This window comes from Mesorhizobium sp. WSM3879, from assembly GCF_002294915.1.
Classification (GTDB): domain Bacteria; phylum Pseudomonadota; class Alphaproteobacteria; order Rhizobiales; family Rhizobiaceae; genus Mesorhizobium.
Genome location: NZ_NSFZ01000002.1, coordinates 353,875 through 379,886 on the forward strand (window position 1 = coordinate 353,875; position 26,012 = coordinate 379,886).

Here is a 26,012-nt window from a genome sequence, read left to right on the forward strand (position 1 = left end):
TCACGAAGCCTTGACGAAAAAGCCCTGATAATCGGACTTGGCCTGCAGCAGGCGCAGGATGTTCTCGCGCGAGCCGCGCACATGGGCGCGAGCGCGCTCGCCGGCTAAAGCGACATCACCGGCGCAGATCGCGTCGACGATGCCCGTATGCTCCTCGCGGGTGAGCTTCCACTCGTCCAGCCACAGAAGCTCGGTCCACACATATTGCTGGCATTTGTCGAGGATGCCGCAAAGCATGCCGTGCAGCATCTCGTTGCCGCTGATCTCGGCGATCAAACGGTGCAGATCGATGCCGACCTGCAGTTCCTCGAATTTCTCTCGTGTGCTGCGGTCGGGGATTGCCGCCAGCCGTTCGCATTCGGCGAGCATGTCGCGCAGCCGCGCCTTGTCGGCGGCGGTCGCGTTCGCCGCTGCCAGCTCGGTCGCGCGCCCGTCGAGCAGCTCGCGAATGTCGAAGGCCTCGCGGAACATGGTCAGGTTGAACTCGGCAACAATATAGCCCTGGCGCGGACGTCCGATCACCAGGCCGTCGCGCTCGAGACGGTTGAAGGCTTCGCGCACCGGCGTGCGGCTCACCTTCAGGCGCTCGGCGATCTCGTTCTCGGTCACGCGGCCGCCTGGCGGGATCTGGCCGGTGATGATCAACGCCTTCAGCTTCTCGAACACCGAATCGCGCAGCGTGTTCTTTCTCTCCTTGCTCAAGCGTCCCGCCTCCAACGGTCAGTCACGGATTCGCAGCCTAGTGCGTTTTGGCTCCTGCTTGAAACAGGGCCGTATCAAACGCTCCCGCCCCGAAGCCTCAACTCATCGCCGCCCAAAAAACGCTCGGCACATGTTGACATCGGCTTCCGGAGAATTACACTCAAAATTGTATACAAATTCGCATACCAAATCAACGATAATGGGAACACCGGTTGGAGAAGCGAAAATGACGAAGAGACTTTGCATTCACGGTCTGGCCGTAGCCGGCCTGCTGGCCTCGGCCGCCGTTCCGGCCTCGGCCGCCGACACCATCACCGTCGCCTCATGGGGCGGCACCTATCAGGAGGCACAGACCAAGGCCTTCTTCGATCCGACGGCCAAGGAACTCGGCATCACCATCAAGCAGGACACCACCAACGGCCTCGACGACGTGCGCCTGCAGGTCACCGGCAATGCGGTGAAATGGGACATCACCGAGCTTGGCGCCGACGAATGCGCGCGCGGTTCCAAGGAGGGCCTGTTCGAAAAGCTCGACTACAACGTCATCGACAAGAGCGGCATCAACCCGAAGCTCGTCCATGACGACTGGGTTGGCATCTCCTACACGTCCGTCGTGCTGATCTACCGGACCGATGTTTTCGGCGACAAGGGACCGAAGACCTGGGCCGATTTCTGGGACGTGGAAAAGTTCCCGGGCCGGCGGGCGCTCTCCGGCAGCCAGGCGACGGAGACACTGAGCGTCGCGGCGCTCGCCAAAGGCACTCCGATCGACAAGGTCTATCCGGTCGACATCGACGGCGCGCTGCAATCCGTCGACAAGGTCAAGGGTCACATCGACGCCTGGTGGACCTCGGGCGCGCAGGCCATGCAACTCGTCAAGGACGGTGAGGTCGATATGGCGAGCATCTGGAACGGCCGCGCCGGCACCCTGAGGAAGGAAGGCGCACCTGTCAGCTTCTCCTTCGACCAGGGTGTGCTTACCGCCGACTGCATGGTCATCCCGAAGGGCTCGAAGAACAAGGACCTCGCGATGAAAGCGCTGGCCAAGTTCGTCAGCCCCGACCTCCAGGCCAATCTGCCGCTCTATGTCGACAACGGCCCGGCCAACGAGAAGGCCTTCGAGACCGGCAAGATCCCGCAGGAGCGCATCAAGGACATCAACTCCGCGCCCGACAACGTCAAGAAGCAGGTGCTTCAGGATCCCGAGTTCTGGCGCGACAACCTCGTCGAGGCGACGGAGAAGTTCAACAACCTGATCCAGCAATAACGACTGCGCGGCGGAGCGGCGCGACGAGGCGCTGCTCCGCCGCGCTATCAATGATCCGGAGTTGAAGGAGATGCTCTTGTCTCTTGCGCCGACCGCGCTTCCCATCGGCATCCACGGTATCGAGAAGCGCTTCGGCGCGCTCTCCATCCTGAGCGATCTAAGCCTCGATGTCGCGGCCGGTGATTTCCTGACGCTGCTCGGTCCGTCGGGGTCCGGAAAGACCACGCTGCTGATGATCCTGGCCGGCTTCGTGCGAGCCAATGCCGGCTCGATCAAGGTCGGCGGCGAGGAGATCATCACCATGCCGCCACACAAGCGCAACATCGGCATGGTGTTCCAGAACTATGCGCTATTTCCCCACATGAACGTCTTCCACAACATTGCCTTTCCGCTGAAGCAGCGGCGCGTATCGGCGGCGGAAACGGCCGAGCGTGTCGAGCGGGCGCTGGACCTGGTGCAACTGAAAGGTCTCGGCGAGCGCCGCGTCGACCAGCTTTCCGGCGGCCAGCGCCAGCGCGTGGCTTTGGCCCGCGCGATCGTCTTCGAGCCGCGCATCGTGCTGATGGACGAGCCGCTGTCGGCGCTCGACAAAGGCTTACGCGAGCACATGCAGATCGAACTGCGCAACCTGCATCGGCGGCTCGGCATGACGACGGTCTACGTCACGCACGACCAGCGCGAGGCGATCACCATGTCCGATCGCATCGCGGTCATGAATGCCGGACGCATCGAGCAGATCGACCAGCCCGAGGTGCTCTACGCCCGGCCTAAGACGAAGTTCGTCGCCGGCTTCATCGGCGAATCCAATTTCATCCCGGTCGAATGCCGCAACGGCAGCGTCTGGTATGAGGATCGGAAGCTGCGCATGAATGACCCGGCGCCGTCCGCCGGTCGGCACTTGATGGTGGTGCGGCCGGAGAAATTGCGGCTGCTCGCCGACGCGGATCAGGCACGTCCCGTCAACGCGCTGCCGGCAACGGTCGGCGATGTCATCTATCAGGGCGACAGCTTCATCTGCTACGCGACGCTTCGCGACGGTCGCCAGGTGACGCTGCGCGACTATTGTCGCAGCGACGTGCTGGCGAAGCTGCCGGCGCCGGGCGAGCCGATCACGCTCGGCATCGATGCCCAGGACGTCGTGCTGGTGACGGATCAATGAGCATCGGGTCCGCCAGTCTTGGTCACGCCGTCCGGCAGGACGGGGAACTCAACGCCAGGGCATTGCGCTCCGATGCCAGGCGCCAGGCGCTGGGGCTTCTGGCGCTGCTGTCGCCCGGGCTGTTCCTGGTATTCGCCGTCATCATCGTACCGATCGGCTGGCTGTTCTGGCTGTCGTTGTTCGACGAGAGCGGCCAGCTCAGCCTCGCCAATTACGCGCGCTTCTTCGAGCAGGCGTCCTACATCAAGACCTTCGCGACCACCTTCAAGGTTGCCTTTGTTGTCACCGGCGCCTGCGTGCTGTTCGGCTACCCGCTGGCCTATATGCTGTCACAGCTGCCGCGTCGCGCCGCCTCGATCTGCCTGATCTTCGTCATCCTGCCGTTCTGGACCTCGGTGCTGGTGCGCACCTATGCCTGGCTGGTCATTTTGCAGCGCAAGGGGCTGATCAACAATTGGCTGATCGATCTCGGCGTGATCGGCCAGCCGCTGCCGCTCGCCAACAATTTCGCCGGCGTCGTCATCGGCATGACCCACATCATGCTGCCCTTCCTGGTGCTGCCGCTCTATGCTTCGATGAAGACCATCGATGTCGACTGCCTGCGCGCCGGCATGAATCTCGGCGCCAGCCCCGCCGCCACCTTCCGGCAGATCTTTTTCCCGCTATCGCTGCCGGGCCTCGCCTCTGGCGTGGTCATCGTCTTCGTGCTTTGCCTCGGCTTTTTCGTCACGCCGGCGCTGATGGGCGGCGGCAAGGTCATCATGTGGGCGATGCGCATGGAGCAGGCGACCAGCCTCTACTCGAACTGGGGCGCGGGTGCTGCGCTCGGCGTCGTGCTGCTTGCCGTCACGCTGGCGCTGCTCGGCTTGTTCCAGTGGCTGCTCGGCGCGCGCGCCACCGGCGTTTGGAGCCAGCGATGAGGGCGGAAAGCAGCCTGCCTATAACGCATTGGCAACGCCTCTGGCTCTATCTGCTCGGCGGCCTCGTCATGCTGTTTTTGATCGCGCCCTCGGTGATTATCGTCATCATGTCCTTCTCCGGCTCGACGCTGCTGCAGTTCCCGCCCGAGCAATGGTCGCTGCGCTGGTATGAGAGCTATTTCGGTTCCGTCGAATGGCGCGACGCAACCATCGTCTCGGTGAAGGTGGCGGTGATGACCGCGATCGTGGCGACGCCGCTCGGCACCGCAGCTGCCTATGCCATCAACGCCGGCACGCTCAGGCTGACCGGCGCCATCAATGCGCTGCTCACCGCGTCGCTGATCATTCCGGTCATCCTGATCGGCATCGGCACTTTCTTCCTCTATGCCCGCATCGGCCTCAACAACACGCTGACCGGCCTCGTCATCGCCCACACCGTCCAGGCTTTGCCGCTGGTCGTGCTCACCGTCCTGTCGGGGCTGCGCTCTTACGATATGAACCAGGAGATGGTGGCGCGCAGCCTTGGCGCCGGCCGCTTCGCGGCCTTCTTCCAGGTGACCATGCCGCAGTTGCGCTTCTCGATCGTCTCGGGCGCGCTCTTTGCCTTCATCACCTCCTTCGACGAGGTGGTGGTGTCGCTCTTCATCTCGGGCGGTGAGACCACGACGCTGACGCGCCGCATGTTCAATGCATTGCGCGACCAGATCGATCCGACGATTGCCGCCATTTCGACTTGCCTGATCGTGCTATCGATCGTCTTGTTGTCCGCCGCCCAGCTTTTCGGCCGCGGACGTTGAGAATACAGGGATACCTCGAACAGAATGCGTGATTTCCAGTTTCCAGGCCGCTCGCCGGTCCGCGCCACCGAAGCCATGGCCGCGACCTCGCATCCGCTCGCGACACTTGCCGCCATCGACATGTTGCGGTCCGGCGGCAACGCCATGGATGCGGCTGTCTGCGCCGCGGCCGTGCAGGCGGTTGTCGAGCCGCAATCGACCGGTATCGGCGGCGACTGCTTCGTGCTCTACTGCCCGAAGGGAGAAGGCAATGTGATCGCCTTCAACGGCTCAGGCCGCGCGCCCCAGGCCGCTACGGTCGACTGGTATCTGGAGAGAGGTTTCAGCGAGCTGCCGAAGCAGGGCGCGCACGCGGTCACCATTCCCGGCGCCGTCGACGCCTGGTGCCGGCTGCTGGACGATCACGGCCGAAAGGGCATAGCCGAAGCGCTCGCACCCGCCATCCGCTATGCCGAAGAAGGCTACGTCGTGCACGACCGCGTCGCCTTCGACTGGGAGGATCCGGAAACCGACCTGTCGGCCGACGAAGTGGCGGCGCGCATCTTCCTGCCTGGCGGCAAGCCACCCCGGGCCGGCGATGTGCATCGCCAGCCGGAACTGGCGCAAACGCTGCGCACCATCGCGAAGCGCGGCCGCACCGGTTTCTACGAAGGCGCCGTTGCGGAAGACATTGTCGGCCGGCTTCGCCAACTCGGCGGCCTTCATACGCTGGACGATTTCGCCGCGACGAAGGGCGACTACAAGACGCCGGTCAGCACCTCCTATCGCGGTCATGACATCCACCAGATGCCGCCGAACAATCAGGGCCTGACCGCGCTATTGATGCTGAACGTGCTCGCCGGCTTCGATCTCGCCGCGCTTGACCCGAATGGCGCCGAGCGCCTGCATCTGGAGATCGAGGCCGGCCGGCTGGCCTATCGCGACCGCGACAATCTGCTCGCGGATCAGGATCACGTTGCGGTGCCGGTGAAGGAACTCCTCTCCATCGCCTATGCCGACCGGCTGCGCGCCGCCATCGAGCGGGAACGCGCCATGACGCATTTGCCGCGCGTCGTTTTGCCGGGCAGCGACACGGTCTACATCACCGTCGTCGACCGCGACCGGAACGCGGTGAGCTTCATCAACTCGACCTATTATTCCTTCGGCAGCGGCGTCGTCGGTCCGAAGACCGGCGTCGTGCTGCAGAACCGCGGCACTTCGTTCCGGCTCGATCCGAAGCATCCGAACGCAATAGCGCCGCGCAAGCGGCCGATGCACACGATCATGCCGGGCATGATGGTGAGGGACGGCCGTGCCGTGATGCCCTTCGGCGTCATGGGCGGCGGCTATCAGCCCTTCGGCCATGTCCATCTTTTGACCAACATGATAGACTTCGGCATGGATCCGCAGCAGGCCTTGGATGCGCCGCGCGTCTTTTACAATCACGACGTCGTGGAAGCCGAGCGAAGCGTGCGTCCCGATACGATCGAAGGCCTGCGCCGCCGCGGCCATCGTGTTGTCGAGCCAGACCATCCGCTCGGCGGCGGGCAGGCGGTGCTCATCGATTGGGAAAAAGGCACGCTGACCGGCGCCTCCGATCCGCGCAAGGACGGCTTGGCGCTCGGATATTGAGCAGCCCTTTGCTGGACATAGGCCGATCGTTCGAAACATAGTCTGGAACCATGACAACAAGCGAAAATCCCTTTGATCTTGCTCATCGCCTCGCGCCCGGCGCCGAAGACGCGCCAGCCATCGCCGCGCCCGACCGGACAGTCCTCTCGCATGGGGGGCTGCGCCGTCTGATCCAAGAGACCGTGACCCGGCTCAACACGCTCGGCATCGGCCGTGGCGACCGCGTTGCCATCGTGCTGCCGAACGGCCCGGAGATGGCAACGGCCTTCATCGCGGTCGCCGCCGCCGCGTCCACCGCGCCGCTCAATCCAGCCTACCGGGCCGACGAGCTCGATTTCTATCTCAGCGACATCGGCGTCAAGGCGATCCTTGTCGGCAAGGACGAGCAAGGACCCTCGGTCGAAGTTGCCGAACGCCTCGGCATTGCGGTGCTGCGGCTGGCGGTGCCTGAAGGCGCGCCGGCCGGCATCTTCACCATCGAGGGCGGCCCGGTCGGGCCGTCGGTTGCCTCCGGCTTGGCCGAAGACAGCGACACCGCTCTCCTTCTGCATACCTCCGGCACTACATCGCGGCCGAAGCTGGTGCCGCTCAGCCACGCCAACCTCGCCGCCTCGGCCGCGCATATCGGCGCCACGCTGGGCCTGGGCTCGGCCGACCGCTGCCTCAACATCATGCCGCTGTTTCACATCCACGGGCTGATCGCGGCGGTGCTGTCCTCGCTCGCCGCCGGCGCCAGCGTCTTCTGCACGCCGGGCTTCAACGCGCTGCGCTTTTTCCAATGGCTCTCCGAAGCGAAGCCAACCTGGTATACGGCGGTGCCGACGATGCACCAGGCGATCCTGCCGCGCGCCGCGCGCAATCCCGAGCAACTGGCCGAAGCGAAGCTGCGTTTCATCCGCTCGTCGTCGGCCTCACTCCCGGCGCAGGTCATGGCAGAGCTGGAGGCGACTTTCGGCTGCCCGGTGATCGAGGCCTACGGCATGACCGAGGCCGCGCACCAGATGGCGTCCAACCGGCTGCCACCCGGACTGCGCAAGCCGGGCAGCGTCGGCGCCTCGGCCGGACCGGAAGTGGCCGTCATGGCGCCGGATGGAAGGCTGCTCGAGCCCGGCGAGATCGGCGAGATCGTCATTCGCGGCCCGAACGTCACCGCCGGCTACGAGAAGAATCCGGACGCCAACGCCAGCGCCTTCGCGCATGGCTGGTTCCACACCGGCGACCAGGGCGTGCTGGACGAGGACAATTATCTGCGCGTTACCGGCCGTTTGAAGGAGATCATCAATCGCGGCGGCGAAAAGATCTCTCCGCTCGAGGTCGATGGCGTGCTGATGGATCATCCGGCGGTGGCGCAGGTCGTCACCTTCGCCATGCCGCATGACAAGCTCGGCGAGGAAGTGGCTGCCGCTGTCGTGCTGCGGGAAGGCCAGAGCGCCAGCGAGGCCGACATTCGCGGCTTTGCCGCGACTCGGCTCGCCGATTTCAAGGTGCCGCGCAAGGTGGTGATCCTGGACGAGATCCCGAAGGGCGCCACCGGCAAATTGCAGCGCATAGGCCTCGCGGCAAAACTCGGTTTGAGCTGATGCGCATTACAGTCTTCGGCGCCGGCGCCATCGGCGGCTATCTCGCCGCCAAGCTGGCGATTGCCGGCCGCGTCGATCTGTCGATCGTCGCGCGCGGCGCGCATCTCGAAGCGATCCAGGCCGATGGCCTACGCCTGGTTGAGGACGGCAAGGAGACGATCGCCCGGGTGAGAGCAGCGGCCACGGCCGAAGAACTCGGCATTCAGGATTACGTGGTGCTGGCGCTGAAAGCGCATTCTCTGGCGCCGGCGCTGGGCGAGATTGCACCGCTGCTGGGCGAGGGGACAGCCGTGGTCACCATGCAGAACGGCGTGCCCTGGTGGTACTTCTACAAGTCCGGCGGCGCGCTCGAAGGCACGCGGCTTGATGCGGTCGATTCCGGCGGAAGGATCTGGGAGACCATCGGGCCCGGGCGCGTCATCGGCTCGGTCGTCTATCCGGCCGTCGAGGTCGATGCGCCCGGGCGGATCCGCCATGTCGAGGGCACGCGCTTTTCGCTCGGCGAGCCTTCGGGCGAAAAAAGCGAGCGGGTGAGTGTGCTGGCGCGCGAGATGGTCAAGGCCGGGCTGCAGGCGCCGGTCCGCGAGGACATACGTTCGGAAATCTGGGTGAAGCTTTGGGGCAATCTCTCGTTCAACCCGATCTCGGCGCTGACCGGCAGCACGCTTGCGGCGATCGTCGCCGATGAAGGCACGCGGGCCGTCGCCCGCGCCATGATGCTGGAGGCGCAGGCGATTGGCGAGCGCCTCGACGTGCGCTTCCTGATCCCCGTCGACCGGCGCATCAAGGGCGCCGGCGATGTCGGCGGGCACAAGACCTCGATGTTGCAGGACCTCGAACGCGGCCGCCCGATGGAGGTCGACGCGCTGGTCACGGCAGTGCAGGAGCTTGGCCGCCTGACCGGCCAGCCGACGCCGGCCATCGACACCGTGCTGGCGCTGGTGCGCCGGCTGGCGATCGAGCGCGGGTGTTATTAGCAGACCGGCATTCGATCCTGACACGATTTGTCAGCTACCGACGCTTCGGCGATGGCAGGTCACGAGGGAGCTCCCTATCTGGGGTCTGTCCAAACCGGGAGGAAATCATGACCACTGCCGACGTCGCCAAGCATTTCACCGAACTCCTCAAGCAGGGCGACAACCGCGGCGCTGCCGCGAAATACAATGCCGACAACATCGTCAGCTACGAGGCGATGGAAGGGCCATGGCCGTTTGCAGCGGCAGGGACGCCGTAAAGCAGAAGGGCGAATGGTGGGAAGCGAACCATGAGGTTCACGGCGGCTCGATCGAGGGCCCCTACGTCAATGGCGACCAGTTCGCCTTGCGCTTCACCTTTGACGTGACGCCCAAATCTACCGGCGAACGCGTCAAAATGGATGAGGTTGGCCTCTATACGGTCAAGAACGGCAAGATCAGCGAAGAGCGCTTCTACTATTGAAGGCGATCGGCGTCTGGCATTCCGAATCTTCGTTGCAGGATCTGAAAATCAGACACGGCGGCCAAGATGATATTCCGGCCGCCATGGAGAGCGCCAAATCGTCTTCACGTAGTCACGCTGGCAAAGCGGGCAAGGCAAGCCCAGGATTCGGCCAGATTCGCAATCCATCGGCCCGAGGTCCGAATTGACGATCACCATGTACGGCATCACCACCTGCGACACGATCAAGAAGGCGCGCGTCTGGCTGGAGAGCCGCGACCTTCCCTACCGCTTCCATGACTATCGCGCCGAAGGGATCGAGGCGGAAAGGCTGAATGGCTGGGTCGATAAGGTCGGCTGGGAGAGACTGCTCAACAAGGGCAGCACGACTTTTCGCGAACTGCCGGAGAAGGACAAGGAAGCGCTCGACGAGAAGAAGGCCAAGGCGCTGATGCTGGCCAAGCCGACCATGATCAAGCGCCCCGTGCTGGAGGTGGGTGGCCGCATCCTGGTTGGCTTCAAGCCGGATGTTTATGAAGAGGCGGTGAAGTAGGATTCGGCAGGCGCGGCACACTATCCCCTCGTCATCCTAGGGCGGAGCAAGGAGCGAAGCGGCGCGCGCAGACCCTAGGATCCATGCCGCGACGCTAGAGCGTTGTGCGGTTAAGAGTTCTGCTCCGTTGCGTCCTTCGGTGACAGTCACGGCATGGATCCTCGGGTCAAGCCCGAGGATGACGACGAGAGAGAGGTTACTCCCTCCGCAAATACCCCATCAACGCCACCGCATTGTTATGCGCCTCGTCATGCGCGCCGAAGAGCAGCGTCACCTTGCCGTGGCGCAGCAGTTCTCGCAGCTGCGCCACAGCCTCCTCGTTGCCGTCCAGCTCGGCGCAGTACCGCTTCTGGAACTCCGGCCATCGTTCGAGATCATGCCCGAACCATTTGCGCAGTTCGGTGCTCGGCGCGATCTCCTTCAGCCAAAGGTCCAGCGCGGCGTCCTTCTTGGAGACGCCGCGCGGCCAGACGCGGTCGACAAGCACCCGCTGGCCGTCGCTCCTCTCCGACGCGTCGTAGACGCGCTTTACCGCTACGTCCAAGGCTGTCTCCGCGTCGGGTCTCTCAGGCCCACTCGCCCTTGCGCATCACCGGCACGCGGCTGCCGTCCTTGCCGACGCCGTCGATGTCGATCTTGTCCGAGCCGATCATCCAGTCGATGTGGATGAAACTCTTGTTGCCGCCGCGCTCGGCAATCTCGTCCTGGCTGAGCGAGGCGCCGTTGACGAAGCACTTCGAATAGCACTGTCCCAGCGCGATGTGGCAGGCGGCGTTCTCGTCGAACAGCGTGTTGAAGAACAGCAGCCCGCTCTTCGAGATCGGCGAGGAATGCGGCACCAGCGCCACTTCGCCGAGCCGGCGCGCGCCCTCGTCGGTGTCCAGCACCTTTTTCAGAACGTCCTCGCCCTTCGAGGCCTTGGCCTCGACGATCCGACCGACCTCGAAGCGCACCGAGATCTCGTCGATCAGCGTGCCCTGGTAGGAGAGCGGCTTGGTCGAGGAAACATGGCCTTCGACGCGCCTCGCATGCGGCGTGGTGAAGACTTCCTCGGTCGGGATGTTCGGATTGCAGGTGATGCCGTTCTTCGCCGTCGAAGCGCCGCCCATCCACTCATGACCTTCCGCCAGGCCGACGGTGAGGTCGGTGCCCGGTCCGGTGAAATGCAGTGCGTCGAAATTGTGCTCGTTCAGCCATTTCGTGCGCTCGGCCAAGGCCGCGTTGTGCGCCTTCCAGTTGCCGATCGGATCCTCGACATCGACGCGCGAGGCCGAGAAGATCGCGTCGGCGAGCCTCACCACCGCAACATCGTCGGGCTCGCCCGGGAACACTTGGCGAGCCCAGGCAACATCCGGATATGCGACGATGTTCCAGTTGATGTCGAAACCGGTGATTTTTTCGAGCGCCGGCTGGTACGCCATCGAATTCGCCTTGTTGGCGCGCGCCACCCTGGCCGGGTCCTGCGCCGACAGCAGAGACGGATCCTCGCCGCGCACCGCAAGCCGCGCCGCATTGTTGGCGAAGGCTTTCGCCATGCCTTCGTAAAGCCAGCCGGCGGCGCGGTCGAAGCCGGCGTCGGCGCCATAGCGGAAACGCGCCAGCGTGATCTCGTCGTCGTTGAAGATCGGCGTCACCAGCCCGGCGCCGGCCTTATAGGCATGCTCGACGATGCGCCGGGTCAGCGGCAGCGCTGCGATCGAGGACGTCAGCACCAGGTCCTGTCCCGGCTGCAACTGCAGCCCGACCTTGACGGCGACTTCGGCCAGCCTGTCGAGCTTCACCGGGTCGATGGTTGCCGAGACGCCGCGCGAATGTGTGGTCATGATCCTGCCTGCCATGTTTTTGGGGTCTGGTCCTTACATAGACCGCTGCGCCTGGCCTTTCCACCGCGATCGACTGGGCCTCCAAGCATGATCGCGAAAAGTGCATGGCGGTGTTCGGACAAGATCATGCTCAAACGAGCTCAGGCGGCGCTGTCGAGCGCCCGGATCTGCGCCATGGTCGCTTCGATCTCCTCGCGGACCCAAGCCTTGAAGTCGCGCACCTTTCGGCTTTCGCTTTTGGTGGCCGAGGTCACCATCCAGTAGCCGATCCCGCTTTCAGCTCGCACCCCGAAGGGGGCGACCAGCCGGCCATCGGCCAGCGCATCGGCGGTCAGCAATTGCCAGGCGAGCATCACGCCATGGCCGGCGATTGCAGATTCCAGGCAGAGCATCGGATCGGTGAAGCGCGCGCCTTTTTGGAAAGTGACCGGCTCGACGCCGGCCGCCTTGAACCAGCTATCCCAGCTGATCATTGCCCGCTCGTCGGTGATGGCGCAGGTCTGCGCCAGGTCCTCGGTCGACTTCAGCTTGGCCGCGATCGCTGGTGCGCAGACCGGAAAAACTTCCTGCGCCAAAAGCAGTTCCGCGTTTACTCCCGGCCAAGCGCCGTCGCCCATCCGAATCGCAATGTCGATATCGGAATGGTCGAGATCGGCGAGCCTGCCTGAAGCGTCTATGCGCAAGAGCACGTTGGGATGGCGGGCAAAATGCCGCGACAGCCTGGGCAACAGCCATTTCGAGGCGAAGGCGGGCGCCACCGACACCACCAGGGTGCATTCCGTTGTCTCGTCGGCCAACGCCACCGCTTGCGCAAGCTCGCGGAAGCCGGCGCTCAGCCGGGCCGTGAAAACGACCCCGAATTCCGTCGTCACGAGTCCGCCGGACGTCCGCTCGAACAGCGCCTGCCCCAGCTGTTTTTCCGTGCGCTTGATCTGCTGGCTGACGGCGCTGACCGAGACATTGAGTTCGGCAGCCGCCGCGCCAAGCGATCCAACGCGGGCAACGGTTTCGACGGCACGCAAGCCATTGAGGTGGACACGGTTCAGGATCGTCATCCAGTTTTTCTAAACTTGCTGGTCTCAAATCTCAATTGAAACGTGCCAAAGAAAAGCGGATTCTAGCGAGGCAAACCGGGCTTTGGAGCAGGTCGATGAAGATTTTCTCTTTGCTGAAGGGGCTTTCCGGCGCTGAGCCAAGACAGGCTTGGCAGGAGGACGGCGAGATCGCCCGCTGGACGGTCGATCCTCTGTCGCATCCGGTGCTGGACGCCATGTCGGAGCGCGAGCTCGGCGATATGCCGTTCCGGCTCACGGCCGGCCGCACGGTGTACGAGACGGCTTGCCGCTGAAGGCGGCCAAGCCGGCCTGGCCCAACGCAATCGCATTGTTTCGCACGTGCACACATTTATGCTGCGCTGCAATGAAAGCCGCTTCGCCATCTCCCTTGCGCCTTGCCCTCGCCGGCATGACGGCTCTCGCCGTCGCCATGGGCATCGGCCGCTTCGTCTACACGCCGATCCTGCCCGGCATGATGGAAGAGTTGCACCTGACGCCGGCAGACGCCGGCTGGATCGCTTCCGCCAACTATCTCGGCTATCTCATTGGCGCGCTCGCCGCGGCCGGCGGCTGGGCGCATGGCCGCGAGCGTCTGCTGATGTTCGCAAGCCTTGCCGCGAGCGCCGTGCTCGCGGCTCTGATGGGACTGAACGAGACGATGGCCGCTTTCCTCGCCATTCGTTTTCTCGCCGGCCTAGCCAGCGCCTTCGTCATGGTTTTCATGTCGTCAATCGTCTTCAGCCATCTTGCAAAGGCAGGCCGTGGCGACTTGCAAGCGCTGCATTTCGGCGGTGTCGGCCTGGGCATTGCGGCGTCCTCGGCGCTGCTGGCCACCCTCGTCACGGCCCATGCCGGCTGGCCCGCGGGCTGGCTATGGTCGGGAGCAATTTCCGCTGTCGGCCTGCTCCTCGTCGCGATCCTCGCGGGCTCCGCCACGCCCGCCAATGGCGTCGATGGGCCTGAACCGGCGTTGCCGAAGGATAGATCGCTGACGAAGATAATCCTTGCCTATGGGCTGTTCGGCTTGGGCTATGTGGTGACGGCCACTTTTCTGGTCGCCATCGTTCGCCAGGACGGCGGCGGACGTGTCTTCGAGGCCTCGGTCTGGATGATCGCCGGTCTTGCCGGCTTCCCCTCGACCTGGTTCTGGCAAAAGCTCGCCGGCAGGATCGGGCTTTATACGGCCTATGCCGTGAGCTGCATGGTCGAAGTGGTCGGCGTCATCGCCAGCGTCGTCATCAAAGGTTTCAGCGGGCCGCTTTTGGCTGCTATATTGCTCGGCGGCACGTTCATCGCCATCACCGCGTTCGGCCTGCAGGCGGCAAGGCAGCTTGCGCCGCAGGCGCCGCGCCGCACCTTCGCGGTGATGACCGCCGCCTTCGGCCTCGGCCAGATCATCGGTCCGATTGCCGCCGGCTTGCTCGCCCAGGCCTCGGGCAATTATGTGCTCGCCTCGACGATGGCGGCTGCCGCTCTGCTGGTCTCCGGCGTCGTTGCCTGGTCGGCTGCACCAAAATCGCCATGATTTGTGGTCTTGTTCGGTGCCGGGCGCCGGGCCGGGCATTTTCTTTCCCAGTAATGTGTGACCTTATGCCCGCCGAACAGCAACGCCGCTGATTTGCGGTCAGACCGAGGAAACCCGCCACAGTGTTCGTATCCTTCTTCCCGCAGCCGAAGCTTTTCTTCACCTCGGCCGCCCTCTGGAGCCTTGCGGCGATCCTGTTCTGGTTCTTCGGCGGCGAACAGCTGGGCGCCATCCTCGGCATGCCGCCGGCGGCTGCGGGTGCGCCGCCCATCATCGGCATCGCGGTTCTATGGTCGAAGCCGTTCTTGTGGTTCTACATGTACTTCGTGGCCTGTGTGGCGATCTTCTACGCGTTCTGGAGCTGGTATGCTCCGCATCCGTGGCAGAACTGGTCGATCCTGATGACCGCCGTCATTCTCTTCTTCATCTATTTCAACGTGCAGGTCAGCGTCGCCGTCAACAACTGGTACGGACCTTTCTTCGATTATGTCCAGGGGCTGATGTCGGGAACGACGCCATCGACTGACATCGAGTTCTACAGGGGGTTGGCCGACTTCTCCTGGCTGGCGCTGGTCGGCATGAACGTGCAGGTGGTCAACGCCTTTATCGTCAGCCACTGGATCTTCCGCTGGCGCACGGCGATGAACGACTACTTCATGGCGAACTGGGGCCGGCTGCGCCACATCGAGGGCGCTTCGCAGCGCATCCAGGAAGATACGATGCGCTTCTCGCAGATCATGGAGGACCTGGGCTCGAGCTTCGTCCAGTCGATCATGACCCTCATCGCCTTCCTGCCGGTGATGATCCAGCTGCAAGCGCACATCACCGAGTTGCCGATCCTGGGCGCGGTGCCGCAGCCCCTGGTCGTTGCCGCGCTGGGGTGGTGCATATTCGGCACGGCCTCGGTGATGCTCGCCGGCATCAAGCTGCCGGGCCTCCAGTTCCGCAACCAGCGCGTCGAGGCCGCCTATCGCAAGGAACTCGTCTACGGCGAAGACCATCCCGACCGGGCGCAGCCGGCGACGACGACGGAACTGTTCGACAATGTGCGCCGCAACTACTTCAGGCTCTATTTCCACTACATCTATTTCAACGTCGTTCGGTACACCTATCTGCAGGCCGACAACATCTTCTCGCTGCTGATCCTCGGGCCCTCGCTGGTTGCGCACAAGATCACCTTCGGTGCGCTGAACCAGATTTCGAACGCCTTCGGCAAGGTGACGAATTCGCTGCAGTTCCTGTTGAATTCCTGGTCGACCATCGTCGAGCTGCAGTCGGTGCACAAGCGCCTGCGCGCCTTCGAGGCGACGCTGGAAGGCGAGCCGCTGCCGGACATCGACCAGCGTTATCTCGCGCGGCAGAGCGCGGAGGATCCGGCCTGAACTCGGAACAATTGCAGAGCGCCTTTCCGTCCGGAATTGCGCCCAGGCAAGAGATTGGAAGTGGGCGGCTCAGCCGCCCACGGCAACCCGTGCATCGCCGCCGCGCTGCCGCTCGATATAGTCGCGGAAGCTGATGCATTCGACCTGCTCCATGACGCAGACTTCACCCGCAAAGCGCTCCAGCGCGTTCCAGTAGGCGCCGGCATTCATCTGCGTGAAGTGGAAGCCGAGCTCCAGCGGAAGTCGTTTGCCGTTGTATTGCGCATCGAAGGCTGCGCGGAACGCCCGATAGGCGCGGTCGGCGAACTCGCCCGCCATCGACGGCTTCTCGAAGCCGCCCGAATGGCGGACATAGAGGTTGTAGTCCATCGCTACCACCGGCTTCGACTTCGGCCCTTCCGGAATCTGCGGCAATGCAAAGCGGGTGGTGCCGTTCTTTGCGCGCGGCAGGGCAGGGCCGTTCGAGACACCGCTTGCGTCATATTGGAAGCCGGCCTCGGGCAGCGCTTCGTAAAGCGCCTTGCCGGTCGAGAGGTACGGCGCGCGAAAACCGATCACGGCATGGCGGGCGAATTCACGCCAGCCAGAGGGCTCGGGCGAAATGCCGTTGATAGCATAGGCATTTTCGAGGACGCGGCGGAACGCCGAGAACTCTGCTAGCCAGTTGGCCTTGCTCCAGCCCTTGCCGTCGAAATGTCCGCAGGCATGACTGCCGATGTCGTGACCTTCGGCGGCCGCGAGCCGGATCTGTTGCAGCCGGTCCGCGACATCCTGCTCCGAGGCGGCGAAGCCGATATTCGATTTGCCGGCACCCTTGCCGGGCGCGACGTACTCGGCGCGCGTTTTCGGCGAGAGCAGGAAGACGCAGGACAGAAAATACGTGAAATGCGCGCCGGTGCGCTTTGCCAGCGCGCGGCTGCGCTCCCATTGCGAGATCTCGCGTGCGCTGTCGAAGGAGATAAGCACGATCTGCTTTGGTTTCGCCGCCATCGGTTTCGGCGGATCGGCAAGCCCCGTGCCAACGGAGCCAAGCCAGGCGAGGCTGAACGCAAGGGCGCGGAACGAACGTGGCACTGGCAACCTTTTGGGCAACCTTTGGGGCTGTAGGAAAGCCGTCTATCGCCCAAATGTAGCATCGATGCGTTCCGGCAAGGCCTGTGGGGCACTGGGAGCCTCCGCCGATTTTCCGGCGATCCCCCTTCCATGCCGACGAAATTTCGCTAAAACGCGGGGCTCAAGAAGCGCTCCGTTCCGGGGCCGCAATGGTTTTTGATTGATGTCGGACGACAGTTTTATCCGCGAAGTCAACGAAGAGATTCGTCGCGAGCAGGCGCAGGCGCTGTGGGACCGCTTTGGTCCGGCCCTGCTCGGTGCCGCGATCCTGATCGTGGTGGCGACTGCCGCCTTCGTCGGCTACCGCTACTGGGACGAGACCCGCGCCAACCGGTCGGGCGATGCCTTCTCGCAGGCGCTCAAGCTCGCCAATGACGGCAAGAACGACGAGGCGATCGCCGCTCTCGATCAGCTGGAAAAGGATGGCTATGGCGCCTATCCGCTGCTCGCCCGCATGCGGGCGGCGACCGTCAAGGCCGACAAGGGAGACGTCGACGCCGCCGTCAAGGATTTCGATGCGGTCGCGGCCGACAGCGCAATTCCCGCAGGCATCCGCGACATGGCGAGGCTGAGAGCGGCGCTGCTGCTGGTCGACCACGGCTCGTTTGCCGATGTCTCCAGCCGTGTCGAGGCGCTCACCGCCGACACCAATCCGCTGCGCAGCTCGGCGCGCGAGGCGCTCGGCCTTGCCGCCTGGAAGGAAGGCAAGTCGGCGGATGCGCTGAAACTGTTCGACCAGATCGCTTCGGATGACGGCGCCCCGCGCAATGCGCGCCAGCGGGCGCAGTTGATGTCCGAGCTGATCCGCGGGTCGGGCAACGCTTCGTGACCCCGGATGACGTTCAAAGTCGCCATCATCGGCCGGCCTAACGTCGGCAAATCGACTCTTTTCAATCGGCTGGTGGGAAAGAAGCTGGCGCTTGTCGACGACACGCCGGGCGTGACGCGCGATCGTCGCGTCCATGCCGCCAAGCTTTACGATCTTCACTTCGACGTCATCGACACCGCCGGCTTCGAGGATGCGGCGGCCTCGACGCTGCCCGGCCGCATGCGCCAGCAGACCGAGATCGCCATCCGCGAGGCCGACCTGATCTTCTTCACTGTCGATGCCAAGTCGGGCCTGATGCCCGACGACCGCACCTTCGCCGACGTGGTCCGCAAATCCGGCAAGCCGGTGGTTCTGGTGGCCAACAAGGCGGAAGCGCGAGGCGCGCAAGGCGGCATGCTGGAAGCCTGGGAACTCGGCCTCGGCGAGCCGATCCCCGTCTCGGCCGAGCATGGCCAGGGCATGCCCGATCTGCGCGATGCGGTGATCGCGGCACTCGGCGAGGAACGCGCCTTCGGCGAGGACGCGCAACAGCCGGGCGATGAGATCGCCGTGAGCGAGGTGCTTATCGGCGAGGATATCGCCGACCCCGACGCCGAGCCGGCCTATGACGAGACCAAGCCGCTGCGCATAGCCGTGGTCGGCCGCCCCAATGCCGGCAAGTCGACGCTGATCAATGCGCTGATCGGCGAGGAGCGGCTGCTGACCGGACCCGAGGCCGGCATCACCCGCGATTCCATCTCGGTCGACTGGGACTGGCGTGGCCGCCGGATAAAGCTGTTCGACACCGCCGGCATGCGGCGCAAGTCCAAAGTCCAGGAAAAGCTCGAGAAGCTTTCGGTGCAGGATGGCCTGCGCGCCATCCGCTTCGCCGAGATCGTCATCATCGTGCTCGACGCCACCATACCCTTCGAGAAGCAGGACCTGCAAATCGCCGACCTGATCATTCGCGAGGGCCGCGCGCCGGTGATCGCCTTCAACAAATGGGACCTGATCGACAACCCGCAGGAGCTTCTGGCCGAGCTGCGCGAAAAGACCGAGCGGTTGCTTCCCCAAGTGCGCGGCATTCAGGCGGTGACGGTCTCTGCCGAGACCGGGCGCGGCCTCGATCGGCTGATGGACGCCGTCATCAAGACGCACAAGGTCTGGAACAGCCGCGTCTCGACCGGCAAGCTCAACCGCTGGCTGGAAGGCATTCTGGCGCATCATCCGCCGCCCGCCGTCGCCGGCCGCCGGCTGAAGATCAAATATGTCACGCAGGCAAAAACCCGGCCGCCGGGTTTCGTCGTCTCCTGCTCGCGCCCGGACGCGATGCCGCAATCCTATGTCCGCTACCTCTCGAACAGCCTGCGCGAGGCTTTCGACATGCCCGGCGTGCCGATCCGCATGGCGTTGCGCACCTCGGAGAATCCTTTCGCGGGTCGGGCGAAGAAGCGCTGAGCCCTTTGTGGGAAAGGGTCGGCAGCGCCCCCTCCCGTCGTCATCCTCGGGTCTGCGCCGTGTCGCTTCGCTCCTTGCTCCGCTCGAGGATGAAGAATGGCGTGGAATCCTACGCGACCGCTCGCAACCCCTCGCCGAAACGCGCTCCCTCCGGCAGCGTATCCAGCGCCGCCTCCAGCAATATCTCTGCCAGCCGTGCCGCCACCGGATCGAGCTCGGCATCCTTCTGATGCAGATGCAGCGCCATCGTCGGCAGGGGCGGCAGCCCGAGCACGCCCGGCGCGACCGCCCTGACAGTGGCCGGCAGGCCGATATCGGTGCGGATCGTCAGCCCGAGACCCGCGGCGACCGCCGCCCAGATGCCGCCGAGGCTGGGACTCGAGAACGCCATGCGCCAGGCGAGGCCGGCGCGGTCGAGCGTCTCGGTCGCCACGGTGCGCAGCAGGCATGGCGCCTCGAACAACACCAGGGGCAGCGCTTCACCATTGTGGCCGGCTTGCATCGGTTTCGCCGGGCCGATCCAGCGCGCCTGCACCTCGGCGACATGCCGGCTGTAGGGCAGGATCGTGCCGTCGTGCCAGGCCAGCGCGATGTCGAGGCTGCCTGAGACGACGCGCTCGGCGAGCTCATGGCTGCGTCCGATCCGCGCTTCGATCCGGACCTTGGGATGCGCACAGGCAAAACGGCCGAGCACCTCCGGCAGCACGGCCTCGCCGAAGTCTTCCTGCAGGCCGAGCCGCACCCAGCCTTCCAGCTCGACGTCGCGGATCGCTGAGGCCGCCTCGTCATTGAGCTCGATGAGACGCCGCGCATAGCCGAGCATCGTCTCGCCGGCTTCGGTAAGCGCCAGGCCGCGCCCCGCCTTGCGGAACATCGACGTCGCCGCCTGTTCTTCCAGCTTCTTCAGCTGCGCGCTGACGGCAGAGGTCGAGCGGCCGAGCCGCTCGGCCGCCTTGGCGAAACTGCCAAGCTCCATGCCGGTGACGAAGGTCCTGAGCACGTCGAGGTCGAATGTGACGCGTCGCATGAGATTGTCCTTATTTTCAGGATTATCGATCAAAAACTTGCTGATTTTCTGGATGAAGCTATGGCGCTACATCCGATCGGTCAAGACCGATGGACCGGCGCAGAGGGAATACGAGATCATGTCCGCCATCGTAACTCGCAACGATTGCCGGCGGCCCGCGGCAGGCGCCGCCGCTTCGGCTGGCCGCGCCTTCGGGCCCACCCATCGATGGAAAGTGCTCGGCATCGGCGTCGCCGCCAATGCCGGCTTCTCCGCTACCTTCTCCGGCATCCCGGCGACGGCTGTGGTGATGCGCCAGGGTTACCATCTCGACAATGCCTCGCTCGGCGCTGCGCTCGGTCTGCTCGGCCTCGGCGTGGCGCTCAGCGAACTGCCCTGGGGCGTGCTTACCGACCGCTGGGGCGACCGCCGCGTGCTGCTGACCGGGCTCGGCGCGACCGCCATGTGGCTTTTTGCCATGGCAATCCTCGTCGTGCCTACGAAAATAGCCGCTCCCAGTGTCGTGCTGCTTTCGGCCAGCCTGCTCGTTGCCGGCCTGCTCGGCGGCAGCGTCAACGGCTCCAGCGGCCGCGCCATCATGGGCTGGTTCGGCGAAGGCGAGCGCGGCTTCGCCATGAGCATCAGGCAGACGGCGGTGCCGCTTGGCGGTGGGCTCGGCGCGCTCGTCCTGCCGTCGCTAGCCTTGGGCTTCGGCTTCGCCGCCGTCTTCGGCCTGCTGGCGGCTCTCTCCGCGCTCTCGGCTTTCTTTGCCTGGCGCTGGCTGCACGAACCGCCGACGCAAGGCGACGCGCATGCCGCCGCCGTCACGAGCGGCCCGGCGCCGCTGCGCAACATCGAGGTCTGGCGCATCTCGGCAGCTATCGGCCTGCTCTGCTTCCCGCAGGTGGCGGTGCTCACCTTTGCCTCCGTCTTCCTGCACGACTTTGCCGGCACGGGCACATGGGTAACCAGCGCCACCCTCGCCGCCGTGCAGACGGGCGCCATGGCGATGCGCGTCTGGAGCGGTCGCTTCACCGACCGCCACCGCAACCGAAGGCCGTTCCTGAGGTTCTGCAGCGCGCTGAGCGCGCTGGCCTTCCTGGTGCTATGGATTCTGGCCATCGCTGCGGCCAGGCAGCCGTCGCTGCTGTTGCTCCTGCCCCTTATGGTGATCGTAGCCGGCATCTGCGTCTCGGCCTGGCATGGCGTTGCCTATACCGAGCTTGCGACACTTGCCGGTGCCGGCCATGTCGGCACCGCGCTCAGCCTCGCCAACACTCTGGTCTTTGTCGGCTTCTGCCTTGTGCCGATCGCCATTCCCTGGCTTCTGCTTCTCTTCGCATGGCCGGACGTGTGGCTGGCGGCGGCGATCTGTGCGGCGATCGCATGGCCGATCTTTCTGCGCACGGCCTGACGTTTTCGCCGGTTTTCTACAGCTGGCGGAGGCCGGCTTATCTGCAACATGAAAAAAACACGATCGGTGCCGTTAACCCCCCATCAAGGTTAATGCTTCATTTTGGCTCTCCGGGGTCAGTAGCGTTTCTGGAGAGTTCCGTGCATCGACGCGTTCTTACGCGGCTCGTCGCCGCCGCCGTTGCGAATAAACGTTCCTTCCTTCCTCCTTTGGTTCTGGGGCTCGGCTTCTGGGTCGGCTTTCCGTCCGTCGTCGCTTACCAGGATATGGCAAGCCTCGTGTCCGGGCTGGAGTCGCCCAGCCATCGCTGGAATGCCTATGTCGAAAAATCCGTCGCCGGCTCGGTGCACGCCGCCGAGATGCCGTTCGTCGATTCGGCCGCCACGGGCTCGATCTCCGGCTCCGGCGTGGACCTGCCTGGCGTTGGCACGGTGGCGCTCCGCGGCAAGGGCAATGTCGCCGGCGCTACGCCCGATGAGGACCGAGTCGTGCGCGCCGACAAGAAGGGCCGCCTCGTCCAGGTGTCGCCGGTTGCGCCGCCGAAGAATTTCAGCGCCGGCTCCATCTTCGAGCGTACCTCCTCGCTGCTCCGTCCGGCGATGGACAGCGGCCTGAAGCTGACTTTCGCCAAGCCCGGCATCAAGGGCAAGGAAATCCAGATCGCCCAGGCCTTCCACATCCGCGAGGACAAGAAGCCCGATCCGGATTTGCCGGCGGCTCTCATCGCTCTCGTCAACAACGACAAGCCGGATATCCTCGCCACCGCCTATGCCCAGTCGGCGCCCGACTATGCCAAGGCCTCGCCCTTTGAGGCTCTGCTGCAGGACGATGCGAATGACGGCCGCTTCATCCCGCCAATGGGCAAGGGGGATCACGCCTGGATGCAGAATCCGCTGCCGGCGGCCGTCTTCTCCAAGCCGGAACAGGAATGCCTCGCCAAGGGCATTTATTTTGAGGCGCGCAGCGAACCGGTGCGCGGCCAGGCCGCGGTGGCGCAGGTGATCCTCAACCGCGTCCGCAACCCTGCCTATCCGAAGACGATCTGCGGCGTCGTCTACCAGAACGACAACTGGTTCAACCGCTGCCAGTTCTCCTTCGCCTGCGACGGCAGGAAGAAGCGCATCAACGACGCGGTCGCGTACAAGACCGCCCAGGATGTCGCCATGGCGGTGACCGCCGGCAAGATCTTCATCCCCGAGGTCGGATCCTCGACGCATTACTACGCCAACTACGTCCATCCGGGCTGGGCGCGCGCCATGCAGCGCATGACCAGGATCGGCCTGCATATCTTCTATCGCACCTATGGCGGCGGCTGGAGCTGAGCCGTTTAGGCGGCTCGAACTGAGCCGCTTGATCGGCACCCTGCGGCGACGCTCTTTCTCGCTTGCTGCGCGCATCGATCGGAGCGGCTTGCCTCCCGGATTCGCGCCGAGTCCTCGCACAGGCGTGACGGGCACGATGTCGCACCCGGATAAGTCGTTGATTTGAAACGGGAAAATACATCGCTTTGAAGTTCGGCCCGTGGCTTGACGGGCGCGGACCCGCTAACTATGTTGCCGGCGACTTTAGAAGCGGACGGACGGTGATCGTCTGCCCGGGCAGGGGGGTTGCGATGGCCGACAAAAACGGGCCAGACGGAACCGGAGAAACCGGCCGCGGCAGGCAGCCAGAAGCCACCATCCGCGACGACGAACTTGAGCGCCGCCGGCGCGAGCTTGAAGCATCGCTTGCATCAAGACGCACGGACCGGCTCGAGGGGAAAGACGAAGCGAAAGCTGCGACCGGTTACGGTCAGGCCCTGAAACTGTCCAGCGAGTTCATCGCCGGAGTGGTGGTTGGTGTCGGCCTGGGCTGGATCATCGACCGCTTGGCGGGAATCGCGCCCTGGGGTCTGATCGTCGGCCTGCTGCTGGGTTTTGGCGCCGGTATACTCAATGTCCTGCGTTCGTCGGGACTTGCATCGGAATTCGGCCAGGGCGGCAAGCCGCCCGAACCGAAGGACTGAAGTAAGGCGCCGCAAGGCGCGAAAGAAACTTAAGAAGCCGGTTGTGGCTTTGACGGGGATTTAAAGTGGCTGCTGCTGACCAGGTCGATCCGATCCACCAGTTCCAGATCCATCCGATCATCCCGCTTCATATCGGCGGCTACGACATTTCTTTCACCAACTCCGCTCTGTTCATGGTCGTGACGATCGCCGTCGCTTCCGCTTTCCTCTACATGAGCACCGCCAGCCGCGCCCTCATTCCTGGCCGCCTGCAGTCGGTCTCGGAAATGGCCTATGAGTTTGTCGGCAACATGCTGCGCGATGCGGCGGGCAAGCAGGGCATGCAATTCTTCCCGCTGGTGTTCTCGCTGTTCATGTTCGTGCTGGTCGCCAACCTGATCGGCCTGTTCCCCTATTTCTTCACCGTCACCAGCCACATCATCGTCACCTTCACGCTGGCGATCCTGGTCATTGGCACCGTCATCGTCTACGGCTTCGCCAAGCACGGCCTCGGCTTCCTCAAGCTGTTCGTGCCGCATGGCGTGCCTGGCTATCTGATGCCGCTGGTGGTGGCGATCGAAGTCATTTCCTTTGTCTCGCGTCCCGTCAGCCTCTCGGTTCGTCTTTTCGCCAACATGCTGGCCGGCCACATCACGCTGAAAGTGTTTTCGGGCTTCGTCGTCAGCCTCAGCGCGCTGGGTGCGGTCGGCATCGCCGGCTCGGTCCTGCCGCTCGCCATGGCGGTTGCCCTGACGGCGCTGGAACTGCTGGTCGCCTTCCTGCAGGCCTACGTCTTCGCCGTGCTGACCTGCATGTATTTGAACGACGCTCTGCACCCGAGCCACTGATCGATTTTCACCGGCGCCCCGGCGCCAGCATACCCAACGTACCAACCGCAACGATTACGAAAACCACAGGAGTTTTGAAATGGACGCAACTGCAGCAGCTGCTATCGGCGCTGGTATCGCCTGCATCGGCATGGGCGGCGCCGGCATCGGCCTCGGCAACATCTTCGGCAGCTATCTCTCGGGTGCGCTCCGCAACCCGTCGGCCGCTGACGGCCAGTTCGGCCGCCTGATCTTCGGCTTCGCCGTGACCGAAGCGCTGGGCATCTTCTCGCTCCTCATCGCGCTGCTGCTGGTCTTCAGGTAAGAACCACGCGCTGACGAAAGGGGCCGCATGGTGCGGCCCCGCCGTATGGACAGGGGAATGAGATGTTCGTGACATCTGCCTTTGCGCAAGAATCCGCGCCGGCCACGGCCGAGGGCGACACGCATGCGGGCACCGCCGTGCCTGCCGAGGAGCATGGCACGTTCCCGCCGTTCAATGCCGAGACCTTCCCGTCGCAGATCCTGTGGCTCGTCATCACCTTCGGGCTCTTCTATTTGTTCCTGAAGCGGGTTGTGATGCCGCGCATCGGCGGTATCATCGATGTCCGCAACAATCGCATCACCCAGGATCTCGACCACGCCGCCAGGCTGAAGGGCGAGGCGGACGCTGCCGTTGCCGCCTATGAGCAGGAATTGGCGGAAGCTAAGGCCAACGCCAACAAGATCGGCCAGCAGGCGAGCGACGCCGCCAAGAGCGAAGCCGAAAGCACGCGCAAGAAGCTCGAGGCGGAACTCGAGAAGAAGCTCGGCGAAGCCGAGGCGAGCATCGCCTCGATCAAGGCCAAGGCGATGAAGGAAGTCGGCACGATAGCCGAGGACACCACGTCGGCCATCGTCGAGGCGCTGGTCGGCGGCAAGACCGACAAGGCCGAGATTTCGGCCGCGGTCAAATCCGCGACCCGGTGAGGAGGCCATCATGGACGCCACATCACTTGCCACGCTCTGGGCCACCATTGCCCTGATCATCTTCCTCGGCGCCGTCATCTATCTGAAGGTGCCGGGCATGCTCGCAAAGTCGCTCGATTCCCGCGCGGCCAAGATCAGCAGCGAACTCGAGGAAGCGCGCCGCCTGCGCGAAGAGGCCCAGCAGCTGCTCGGCCAATACCAGCAGAAGCGCAAGGAAGCCGAGAAGGAGGCCGCCGACATCGTCGCCGCCGCCAAGCGCGAGGCCGAGCTCCTTGCTTCCGAGGCGCATAAGAAGACCGAGGACTACGTCGCCCGGCGCACGGCGCTTGCCGAGCAGAAGATCAGCCAGGCCGAACGCGAAGCGATCGGCGAGGTGCGTGCCAGCGCCGTCGACATCGCCGTCGAGGCCGCCCGTGCGCTGCTCGCCGCCAAGGTCGACGCCAAGGCCGGCGCCGATTTGTTCAAGTCGGCGCTGCAGGACGTGAAGGCCAAGCTGAACTGAGCGGCTCTGCCGTTGCTGACATGAAGCCGCCTGGGCAACCCGGCGGCTTTTTTGTTTTGGGCGCGAATAATCTTCCCCCTTGAGGGGGAGATGTCGCCGAAGGCGACAGAGGGGGTCGTTGCGCGTAGAGCTCAACCCCTT

The 26,012-nt window shown here is 64.4% G+C and carries 28 protein-coding genes; 22 read left to right on the plus strand and 6 right to left on the minus strand.

Annotated features, from left to right (window positions below; all coding sequences use genetic code 11):
• Window positions 1-702 (minus strand): GntR family transcriptional regulator, encoded by a 702-nt coding sequence (locus CK218_RS05080; protein WP_179294427.1) that lies wholly within the window; start codon window positions 700-702, stop codon window positions 1-3.
• Window positions 703-928: 226 nt separating this feature from the next.
• Between CK218_RS05080 and CK218_RS05085 the strand changes: the two genes are divergently transcribed.
• The 10 genes from CK218_RS05085 to CK218_RS05125 all read left to right on the plus strand — a co-directional run bounded on the left by CK218_RS05085 (window position 929) and on the right by CK218_RS05125 (window position 10,005).
• Window positions 929-1,969 (plus strand): ABC transporter substrate-binding protein, encoded by a 1,041-nt coding sequence (locus CK218_RS05085; RefSeq protein ID WP_067327790.1) that lies wholly within the window; start codon window positions 929-931, stop codon window positions 1,967-1,969.
• 76 nt (window positions 1,970-2,045) lie between these two features.
• Entirely contained in the window at window positions 2,046-3,128 is a 1,083-nt protein-coding gene (locus CK218_RS05090) for an ABC transporter ATP-binding protein (protein WP_095827221.1), read from the plus strand.
• Entirely contained in the window at window positions 3,125-4,048 is a 924-nt protein-coding gene (locus CK218_RS05095; protein WP_095776231.1) for an ABC transporter permease, read from the plus strand. Before CK218_RS05090 ends, CK218_RS05095 begins: the two co-directional genes overlap by 4 nt.
• Window positions 4,045-4,845 carry an ABC transporter permease gene (locus CK218_RS05100; protein WP_095827062.1) on the plus strand — a complete coding sequence of 267 codons (801 nt, stop codon included), beginning with the start codon at window positions 4,045-4,047 and terminating at the stop codon, window positions 4,843-4,845. The genes CK218_RS05095 and CK218_RS05100 overlap by 4 nt, the downstream gene beginning before the upstream one ends.
• Window positions 4,846-4,869: 24 nt before the next feature.
• Window positions 4,870-6,456, plus strand: coding sequence for a gamma-glutamyltransferase (ggt, locus tag CK218_RS05105; RefSeq protein ID WP_095827063.1), 1,587 nt, complete (start codon window positions 4,870-4,872; stop codon window positions 6,454-6,456).
• Window positions 6,457-6,506: 50 nt separating this feature from the next.
• Window positions 6,507-8,036 carry an acyl--CoA ligase gene (locus tag CK218_RS05110; RefSeq protein ID WP_095827064.1) on the plus strand — a complete coding sequence of 510 codons (1,530 nt, stop codon included), beginning with the start codon at window positions 6,507-6,509 and terminating at the stop codon, window positions 8,034-8,036.
• Complete coding sequence (locus CK218_RS05115; RefSeq protein ID WP_095827065.1) at window positions 8,036-9,013, plus strand: 2-dehydropantoate 2-reductase; 978 nt, start codon at window positions 8,036-8,038, stop codon at window positions 9,011-9,013. The genes CK218_RS05110 and CK218_RS05115 overlap by 1 nt, the downstream gene beginning before the upstream one ends.
• A gap of 107 nt (window positions 9,014-9,120) precedes the next feature.
• Window positions 9,121-9,270 (plus strand): hypothetical protein, encoded by a 150-nt coding sequence (locus CK218_RS31050; RefSeq protein WP_245434900.1) that lies wholly within the window; start codon window positions 9,121-9,123, stop codon window positions 9,268-9,270.
• Window positions 9,240-9,473 carry a nuclear transport factor 2 family protein gene (locus CK218_RS05120; RefSeq protein WP_245434902.1) on the plus strand — a complete coding sequence of 78 codons (234 nt, stop codon included), beginning with the start codon at window positions 9,240-9,242 and terminating at the stop codon, window positions 9,471-9,473. The genes CK218_RS31050 and CK218_RS05120 overlap by 31 nt, the downstream gene beginning before the upstream one ends.
• Before the next feature lie 184 nt (window positions 9,474-9,657).
• Window positions 9,658-10,005, plus strand: a complete 348-nt coding sequence (locus CK218_RS05125; RefSeq protein WP_095827066.1) for an ArsC family reductase — start codon at window positions 9,658-9,660, stop codon at window positions 10,003-10,005.
• A gap of 196 nt (window positions 10,006-10,201) precedes the next feature.
• Here the strand turns inward: CK218_RS05125 and CK218_RS05130 are convergent, their stop codons facing one another.
• From CK218_RS05130 to CK218_RS05140, 3 genes are all read right to left on the minus strand, one after another.
• Window positions 10,202-10,549, minus strand: coding sequence for a DUF488 domain-containing protein (locus tag CK218_RS05130; protein WP_066999070.1), 348 nt, complete (start codon window positions 10,547-10,549; stop codon window positions 10,202-10,204).
• 22 nt (window positions 10,550-10,571) lie between these two features.
• Window positions 10,572-11,828 carry an aminopeptidase gene (locus CK218_RS05135; protein ID WP_066999089.1) on the minus strand — a complete coding sequence of 419 codons (1,257 nt, stop codon included), beginning with the start codon at window positions 11,826-11,828 and terminating at the stop codon, window positions 10,572-10,574.
• A gap of 140 nt (window positions 11,829-11,968) precedes the next feature.
• Window positions 11,969-12,883: a LysR substrate-binding domain-containing protein gene (locus CK218_RS05140; protein ID WP_095827067.1), complete on the minus strand. Its 915-nt coding sequence runs from the start codon at window positions 12,881-12,883 to the stop codon at window positions 11,969-11,971.
• Between the two features lie 95 nt (window positions 12,884-12,978).
• Between CK218_RS05140 and CK218_RS05145 the strand changes: the two genes are divergently transcribed.
• The 3 genes from CK218_RS05145 (at window position 12,979) to sbmA (ending at window position 15,790) form a co-directional block, all read left to right on the plus strand.
• Complete coding sequence (locus CK218_RS05145) at window positions 12,979-13,176, plus strand: hypothetical protein (RefSeq protein ID WP_066999065.1); 198 nt, start codon at window positions 12,979-12,981, stop codon at window positions 13,174-13,176.
• A 71-nt stretch (window positions 13,177-13,247) separates the two neighbouring features.
• A complete protein-coding gene (locus CK218_RS05150) occupies window positions 13,248-14,408 on the plus strand; it encodes a YbfB/YjiJ family MFS transporter (RefSeq protein ID WP_095827068.1) in 1,161 nt (386 codons plus the stop codon).
• A 122-nt stretch (window positions 14,409-14,530) separates the two neighbouring features.
• Window positions 14,531-15,790 carry a peptide antibiotic transporter SbmA gene (sbmA, locus tag CK218_RS05155; protein ID WP_066999060.1) on the plus strand — a complete coding sequence of 420 codons (1,260 nt, stop codon included), beginning with the start codon at window positions 14,531-14,533 and terminating at the stop codon, window positions 15,788-15,790.
• Between the two features lie 69 nt (window positions 15,791-15,859).
• Here sbmA and CK218_RS05160 read toward each other — a convergent pair whose 3' ends face one another.
• Complete coding sequence (locus tag CK218_RS05160; RefSeq protein WP_095827069.1) at window positions 15,860-16,864, minus strand: polysaccharide deacetylase family protein; 1,005 nt, start codon at window positions 16,862-16,864, stop codon at window positions 15,860-15,862.
• Window positions 16,865-17,066: 202 nt separating this feature from the next.
• Between CK218_RS05160 and CK218_RS05165 the strand changes: the two genes are divergently transcribed.
• Both CK218_RS05165 and der read left to right on the plus strand, forming a co-directional pair.
• The gene (locus tag CK218_RS05165) at window positions 17,067-17,732 is read left to right on the plus strand and encodes a tetratricopeptide repeat protein (protein WP_066999055.1); all 666 of its coding nucleotides are present in this window, start codon (window positions 17,067-17,069) and stop codon (window positions 17,730-17,732) included.
• A 6-nt stretch (window positions 17,733-17,738) separates the two neighbouring features.
• Window positions 17,739-19,169, plus strand: a complete 1,431-nt coding sequence (gene der, locus CK218_RS05170; RefSeq protein WP_067327802.1) for a ribosome biogenesis GTPase Der — start codon at window positions 17,739-17,741, stop codon at window positions 19,167-19,169.
• A gap of 109 nt (window positions 19,170-19,278) precedes the next feature.
• Here der and CK218_RS05175 read toward each other — a convergent pair whose 3' ends face one another.
• Window positions 19,279-20,196 carry a LysR substrate-binding domain-containing protein gene (locus CK218_RS05175; RefSeq protein WP_095827070.1) on the minus strand — a complete coding sequence of 306 codons (918 nt, stop codon included), beginning with the start codon at window positions 20,194-20,196 and terminating at the stop codon, window positions 19,279-19,281.
• A gap of 37 nt (window positions 20,197-20,233) precedes the next feature.
• Here CK218_RS05175 and CK218_RS05180 point away from each other — a divergent pair, with 37 nt between their 5' ends.
• The 7 genes from CK218_RS05180 (at window position 20,234) to CK218_RS05210 (ending at window position 25,871) form a co-directional block, all read left to right on the plus strand.
• Complete coding sequence (locus CK218_RS05180; RefSeq protein WP_245434904.1) at window positions 20,234-21,589, plus strand: MFS transporter; 1,356 nt, start codon at window positions 20,234-20,236, stop codon at window positions 21,587-21,589.
• 140 nt (window positions 21,590-21,729) lie between these two features.
• Window positions 21,730-22,911 (plus strand): cell wall hydrolase, encoded by a 1,182-nt coding sequence (locus CK218_RS05185; RefSeq protein ID WP_095827071.1) that lies wholly within the window; start codon window positions 21,730-21,732, stop codon window positions 22,909-22,911.
• A 290-nt stretch (window positions 22,912-23,201) separates the two neighbouring features.
• A complete protein-coding gene (locus CK218_RS05190; protein WP_066999046.1) occupies window positions 23,202-23,594 on the plus strand; it encodes an AtpZ/AtpI family protein in 393 nt (130 codons plus the stop codon).
• Window positions 23,595-23,659: 65 nt separating this feature from the next.
• On the plus strand, window positions 23,660-24,421 hold the full coding sequence (locus CK218_RS05195) for a F0F1 ATP synthase subunit A (RefSeq protein WP_066999043.1): 762 nt from the start codon (window positions 23,660-23,662) through the stop codon (window positions 24,419-24,421).
• 79 nt (window positions 24,422-24,500) lie between these two features.
• Complete coding sequence (locus CK218_RS05200; RefSeq protein WP_066999040.1) at window positions 24,501-24,725, plus strand: F0F1 ATP synthase subunit C; 225 nt, start codon at window positions 24,501-24,503, stop codon at window positions 24,723-24,725.
• A 62-nt stretch (window positions 24,726-24,787) separates the two neighbouring features.
• Entirely contained in the window at window positions 24,788-25,369 is a 582-nt protein-coding gene (locus tag CK218_RS05205) for a F0F1 ATP synthase subunit B (RefSeq protein WP_095827072.1), read from the plus strand.
• A 10-nt stretch (window positions 25,370-25,379) separates the two neighbouring features.
• A complete protein-coding gene (locus CK218_RS05210) occupies window positions 25,380-25,871 on the plus strand; it encodes a F0F1 ATP synthase subunit B (protein WP_066999035.1) in 492 nt (163 codons plus the stop codon).
• The last annotated feature ends 141 nt before the right edge of the window (window positions 25,872-26,012 follow it).

Bases quoted from the DNA above. Each gene is read 5' to 3' on its own strand.
- CK218_RS05150 (WP_095827068.1), top strand. From the start codon at position 13,248: ATGAAAGCCGCTTCGCCATCTCCCTTGCGCCTTGCCCTCGCCGGCATG.
- ggt (WP_095827063.1), top strand. From the start codon at position 4,870: ATGCGTGATTTCCAGTTTCCAGGCCGCTCGCCGGTCCGCGCCACCGAA.
- CK218_RS05205 (WP_095827072.1), top strand. From the start codon at position 24,788: ATGTTCGTGACATCTGCCTTTGCGCAAGAATCCGCGCCGGCCACGGCC.
- CK218_RS05210 (WP_066999035.1), top strand. From the start codon at position 25,380: ATGGACGCCACATCACTTGCCACGCTCTGGGCCACCATTGCCCTGATC.
- CK218_RS05140 (WP_095827067.1), bottom strand. From the start codon at position 12,883: ATGACGATCCTGAACCGTGTCCACCTCAATGGCTTGCGTGCCGTCGAA.
- CK218_RS05110 (WP_095827064.1), top strand. From the start codon at position 6,507: ATGACAACAAGCGAAAATCCCTTTGATCTTGCTCATCGCCTCGCGCCC.
- CK218_RS05095 (WP_095776231.1), top strand. From the start codon at position 3,125: ATGAGCATCGGGTCCGCCAGTCTTGGTCACGCCGTCCGGCAGGACGGG.
- CK218_RS05175 (WP_095827070.1), bottom strand. From the start codon at position 20,196: ATGCGACGCGTCACATTCGACCTCGACGTGCTCAGGACCTTCGTCACC.
- CK218_RS31050 (WP_245434900.1), top strand. From the start codon at position 9,121: ATGACCACTGCCGACGTCGCCAAGCATTTCACCGAACTCCTCAAGCAG.
- CK218_RS05115 (WP_095827065.1), top strand. From the start codon at position 8,036: ATGCGCATTACAGTCTTCGGCGCCGGCGCCATCGGCGGCTATCTCGCC.
- CK218_RS05165 (WP_066999055.1), top strand. From the start codon at position 17,067: ATGTCGGACGACAGTTTTATCCGCGAAGTCAACGAAGAGATTCGTCGC.
- CK218_RS05135 (WP_066999089.1), bottom strand. From the start codon at position 11,828: ATGACCACACATTCGCGCGGCGTCTCGGCAACCATCGACCCGGTGAAG.
- CK218_RS05200 (WP_066999040.1), top strand. From the start codon at position 24,501: ATGGACGCAACTGCAGCAGCTGCTATCGGCGCTGGTATCGCCTGCATC.
- CK218_RS05085 (WP_067327790.1), top strand. From the start codon at position 929: ATGACGAAGAGACTTTGCATTCACGGTCTGGCCGTAGCCGGCCTGCTG.
- CK218_RS05100 (WP_095827062.1), top strand. From the start codon at position 4,045: ATGAGGGCGGAAAGCAGCCTGCCTATAACGCATTGGCAACGCCTCTGG.
- CK218_RS05120 (WP_245434902.1), top strand. From the start codon at position 9,240: ATGGCCGTTTGCAGCGGCAGGGACGCCGTAAAGCAGAAGGGCGAATGG.
- CK218_RS05190 (WP_066999046.1), top strand. From the start codon at position 23,202: ATGGCCGACAAAAACGGGCCAGACGGAACCGGAGAAACCGGCCGCGGC.
- der (WP_067327802.1), top strand. From the start codon at position 17,739: ATGACGTTCAAAGTCGCCATCATCGGCCGGCCTAACGTCGGCAAATCG.
- CK218_RS05145 (WP_066999065.1), top strand. From the start codon at position 12,979: ATGAAGATTTTCTCTTTGCTGAAGGGGCTTTCCGGCGCTGAGCCAAGA.